This is a genomic window from Paraburkholderia phosphatilytica (assembly GCF_003443895.1).
Classification (GTDB): Bacteria; Pseudomonadota; Gammaproteobacteria; order Burkholderiales; family Burkholderiaceae; genus Paraburkholderia; species Paraburkholderia phosphatilytica.
Genome location: NZ_QQOA01000087.1, coordinates 1 through 5,369 on the forward strand (window position 1 = coordinate 1; position 5,369 = coordinate 5,369).

Genomic DNA, 5,369 nt, shown 5'->3' on the forward strand with positions numbered 1-5,369 from the left:
TGTGTTGTTTCAGGCACAACATCGATCTCTCAACCTGTGCGTGTTCCGAGACCCTGCGCGTTGCGCAGGATGGGGCATCCATAAGTGCTGAAGCACTAATGGCTGCCGACACACACCTGTTATAGGATCAAGCCTTACGGGCAATTAGTATCAGTTAGCTTAACGCATTACTGCGCTTCCACACCTGACCTATCAACGTCCTGGTCTTGAACGACCCTTCAAGGGGCTCGAAGCCCCGGGGAAGTCTCATCTTGAGGCGAGTTTCCCGCTTAGATGCTTTCAGCGGTTATCTCTTCCGAACATAGCTACCCGGCGATGCCACTGGCGTGACAACCGGTACACCAGAGGTTCGTCCACTCCGGTCCTCTCGTACTAGGAGCAGGCCCCCTCAAACTTCCAGCGCCCACGGCAGATAGGGACCAAACTGTCTCACGACGTTTTAAACCCAGCTCACGTACCTCTTTAAATGGCGAACAGCCATACCCTTGGGACCGGCTACAGCCCCAGGATGAGATGAGCCGACATCGAGGTGCCAAACACCGCCGTCGATATGAACTCTTGGGCGGTATCAGCCTGTTATCCCCAGAGTACCTTTTATCCGTTGAGCGATGGCCCTTCCATACAGAACCACCGGATCACTATGACCTGCTTTCGCACCTGCTCGACTTGTCGGTCTCGCAGTCAAGCACGCTTATGCCATTGCACTATCAGCACGATTTCCGACCGTACCTAGCGTACCTTCGTACTCCTCCGTTACACTTTGGGAGGAGACCGCCCCAGTCAAACTGCCTGCCATGCACTGTCCCCAGACCCGCTTCAGGGCCCAAGGTTAGAACCTCAAACAAACCAGGGTGGTATTTCAAGGACGGCTCCACGGAAACTAGCGTTCCCGCTTCACAGCCTCCCACCTATCCTACACAGACCGGTTCAAAGTCCAATGCAAAGCTGCAGTAAAGGTTCATGGGGTCTTTCCGTCTAGCCGCGGGGAGATTGCATCATCACAAACACTTCAACTTCGCTGAGTCTCGGGAGGAGACAGTGTGGCCATCGTTACGCCATTCGTGCAGGTCGGAACTTACCCGACAAGGAATTTCGCTACCTTAGGACCGTTATAGTTACGGCCGCCGTTTACCGGGACTTCAATCAAGAGCTTGCACCCCATCATTTAATCTTCCGGCACCGGGCAGGCGTCACACCCTATACGTCCACTTTCGTGTTTGCAGAGTGCTGTGTTTTTATTAAACAGTCGCAGCCACCAGTTTATTGCAACCCCTTCACCCTCTGCGCGCAGGCGCATCAAGCTACCAGGGCGTACCTTATCCCGAAGTTACGGTACCAATTTGCCGAGTTCCTTCTCCCGAGTTCTCTCAAGCGCCTTAGAATACTCATCTCGCCCACCTGTGTCGGTTTGCGGTACGGTCAGCGTGAAACTGAAGCTTAGAGGCTTTTCCTGGAACCCCTTCCAGTTGCTTCGCTTCCGAAGAAGCTCGCGCCACACCCTTGAGTCCTGTAGCCGGATTTGCCAGGCTACCCTCTCCAATGCAGCGACCGGGACTTCCAACACCCGGACAACCTTCCGCGATCCGTCCCCCCATCGCATTTCACGCCGGTGCAGGAATATTGACCTGCTTCCCATCAGCTACGCATTTCTGCCTCGCCTTAGGGGCCGACTCACCCTACGCCGATGAACGTTGCGTAGGAAACCTTGGGCTTACGGCGAGGGGGCCTTTCACCCCCTTTATCGCTACTCATGTCAGCATTCGCACTTCCGATACCTCCAGCACACCTTCCGGTGCACCTTCGCAGGCTTACGGAACGCTCTCCTACCATGCGCACTTGCGTACGCATCCGCAGCTTCGGTATATGGCTTGAGCCCCGTTACATCTTCCGCGCAGGACGACTCGATCAGTGAGCTATTACGCTTTCTTTAAAGGGTGGCTGCTTCTAAGCCAACCTCCTGACTGTTTTAGCCTTCCCACTTCGTTTCCCACTTAGCCATATTTAGGGACCTTAGCTGGCGGTCTGGGTTGTTTCCCTCTTGACACCGGACGTTAGCACCCGATGTCTGTCTCCCGTGATTGCACTCTTCGGTATTCGGAGTTTGCTATGGCGAAGTAATCCGCAATGGACCCTTCAACCATGACAGTGCTCTACCCCCGAAGGTGATACACGAGGCACTACCTAAATAGTTTTCGGAGAGAACCAGCTATTTCCAGGTTTGTTTAGCCTTTCACCCCTATCCACAGCTCATCCCCTGACTTTTCAACGTCAGTGGGTTCGGACCTCCAGTACGTGTTACCGCACCTTCATCCTGGCCATGGATAGATCACCTGGTTTCGGGTCTACACCCAGCGACTGGACGCCCTGTTCGGACTCGCTTTCGCTACGCCTGCCCTATTCGGTTAAGCTCGCCACTGAATGTAAGTCGCTGACCCATTATACAAAAGGTACGCCGTCACCCCTTACGAGGCTCCGACTGTTTGTATGCATGCGGTTTCAGGATCTGTTTCACTCCCCTCCCGGGGTTCTTTTCGCCTTTCCCTCACGGTACTGGTTCACTATCGGTCGATCACGAGTATTTAGCCTTGGAGGATGGTCCCCCCATCTTCAGACAGGATTTCACGTGTCCCGCCCTACTTCTCGCATACCTAGTTCCTTTCCACTGTTTTCGCCGACGGGGCTATCACCCACTATGGCCGCACTTTCCAGAGCGTTTGGCTAACAGCAGAAATAAAGAATGCAGGCTGGTCCCATTTCGCTCGCCACTACTTTGGGAATCTCGGTTGATTTCTGTTCCTGCGGCTACTTAGATGTTTCAGTTCGCCGCGTTCGCTTCGCATGGCCTATGTATTCAGCCATGGATGACCCATACGGGCCGGGTTTCCCCATTCGGATATCGGTGGATCAAAGCTCGTTTGCCAGCTCCCCACCGCTTTTCGCAGGCTACCGCGTCCTTCATCGCCTGTGATCGCCAAGGCATCCACCACATGCACTTGTTCGCTTGACCCTATAACGGGTATGTCTCTGTCGACCAGCGTTGGCGCTTTAGCGCTTACGCTGGTCCCATCCCCGAAGGGGATAGACCTACTCGCTACAGGCTGAGTATTCGCGTTGTGCCGTATTCCAATACGTCTTGCGACGTTCTTGAGATACATCGATACAATCACAACCCTGATCCGGTCACTCACGGCCATCTCTAACCGTTTTCACCGGATCTTTACTACTGCTTCTTCCTGATTGTTAAAGAACGACAGCCGATAGCGTGATTGCTGTAACCACCTATCCACTCTGACTGGCTCAATCGCCAATGCGCAGCACCCAGCCATCTCGCTGGGCGCTGTGCATTGAGGATTGGTGGAGGATGACGGGATCGAACCGACGACCCCCTGCTTGCAAAGCAGGTGCTCTCCCAGCTGAGCTAATCCCCCGCACATCAAACCACAGGGGACCGCTCTGGCTACACCCGGCCAGCCGCACCGCAGACATGGTGGGTCTGGTTGGATTCGAACCAACGACCCCCGCCTTATCAAGACGGTGCTCTAACCGACTGAGCTACAGACCCCTGAGTCTGTCTTCTCTTACAGCCGACAAGTGTGAGCGCTCAACTTCTGACGCTTAAGCTCTGGAAAGGAGGTGATCCAGCCGCACCTTCCGATACGGCTACCTTGTTACGACTTCACCCCAGTCATGAATCCTACCGTGGTGACCGTCCTCCTTGCGGTTAGACTAGCCACTTCTGGTAAAACCCACTCCCATGGTGTGACGGGCGGTGTGTACAAGACCCGGGAACGTATTCACCGCGGCATGCTGATCCGCGATTACTAGCGATTCCAGCTTCACGCAGTCGAGTTGCAGACTGCGATCCGGACTACGATCGGTTTTCTGGGATTGGCTCCACCTCGCGGCTTGGCAACCCTCTGTTCCGACCATTGTATGACGTGTGAAGCCCTACCCATAAGGGCCATGAGGACTTGACGTCATCCCCACCTTCCTCCGGTTTGTCACCGGCAGTCTCCCTGGAGTGCTCTTGCGTAGCAACTAGGGACAAGGGTTGCGCTCGTTGCGGGACTTAACCCAACATCTCACGACACGAGCTGACGACAGCCATGCAGCACCTGTGTTACGGCTCCCTTTCGGGCACCCCCACCTCTCGGCAGGGTTCCGTACATGTCAAGGGTAGGTAAGGTTTTTCGCGTTGCATCGAATTAATCCACATCATCCACCGCTTGTGCGGGTCCCCGTCAATTCCTTTGAGTTTTAATCTTGCGACCGTACTCCCCAGGCGGTCAACTTCACGCGTTAGCTACGTTACCAAGCCAATGAAGGCCCGACAACCAGTTGACATCGTTTAGGGCGTGGACTACCAGGGTATCTAATCCTGTTTGCTCCCCACGCTTTCGTGCATGAGCGTCAGTATTGGCCCAGGGGGCTGCCTTCGCCATCGGTGTTCCTCCACATCTCTACGCATTTCACTGCTACACGTGGAATTCCACCCCCCTCTGCCATACTCCAGCGATGCAGTCACCAATGCAGTTCCCAGGTTAAGCCCGGGGATTTCACATCGGTCTTACATCACCGCCTGCGCACGCTTTACGCCCAGTAATTCCGATTAACGCTCGCACCCTACGTATTACCGCGGCTGCTGGCACGTAGTTAGCCGGTGCTTATTCTTCCGGTACCGTCATCCACCCCGTTTATTCGACAGGATGATTTCTTTCCGGACAAAAGTGCTTTACAACCCGAAGGCCTTCTTCACACACGCGGCATTGCTGGATCAGGGTTGCCCCCATTGTCCAAAATTCCCCACTGCTGCCTCCCGTAGGAGTCTGGGCCGTGTCTCAGTCCCAGTGTGGCTGGTCGTCCTCTCAGACCAGCTACGGATCGTCGCCTTGGTAGGCCTTTACCCCACCAACTAGCTAATCCGCCATCGGCCGCCCCTTGAGCGCGAGGCCCGAAGGTCCCCCGCTTTCCTCCATAGAGCGTATGCGGTATTAATCCGGCTTTCGCCGGGCTATCCCCCACTCCAGGACACGTTCCGATGTATTACTCACCCGTTCGCCACTCGCCGCCAGGATTGCTCCCGCGCTGCCGTCCGACTTGCATGTGTAAGGCATGCCGCCAGCGTTCAATCTGAGCCAGGATCAAACTCTTCAGTTCAATGCCTGTTACTGTGTTCGGGTTCTCTCGAACCCGGTCGCTCACTCAAAGCTGACAGGTTCTGAATAAATTCAAAAACCTGACTTACTTTCGTGTGAGACTCTTGATACTTTCGCTAAAGCGAAGCCCGAAGACTCCACCTGCGTCGCCATCAAGCGCCCACACTTATCGGCTGTAGATTGTTAAAGATCACGTCGCGCAAACCGCCCGGG

2 tRNA genes and 2 rRNA genes are annotated in these 5,369 nt (G+C 55.0%); all 4 read right to left on the reverse strand.

Annotated features, from left to right (window positions below):
- Window positions 1-123: 123 nt before the first annotated feature.
- The 4 genes from DVS29_RS36540 to DVS29_RS36555 all read right to left on the reverse strand — a co-directional run bounded on the left by DVS29_RS36540 (window position 124) and on the right by DVS29_RS36555 (window position 5,157).
- Window positions 124-3,007: ribosomal RNA gene (locus tag DVS29_RS36540) — 23S ribosomal RNA — on the reverse strand.
- A gap of 345 nt (window positions 3,008-3,352) precedes the next feature.
- Window positions 3,353-3,428, reverse strand: a tRNA-Ala gene (locus DVS29_RS36545).
- A 57-nt stretch (window positions 3,429-3,485) separates the two neighbouring features.
- A tRNA-Ile gene (locus DVS29_RS36550) sits at window positions 3,486-3,562 on the reverse strand.
- Between the two features lie 64 nt (window positions 3,563-3,626).
- Window positions 3,627-5,157, reverse strand: a 16S ribosomal RNA gene (locus DVS29_RS36555).
- The 16S and 23S rRNA genes sit together here with 2 tRNA genes alongside, the layout of an rRNA operon.
- Window positions 5,158-5,369: the final 212 nt, after the last annotated feature.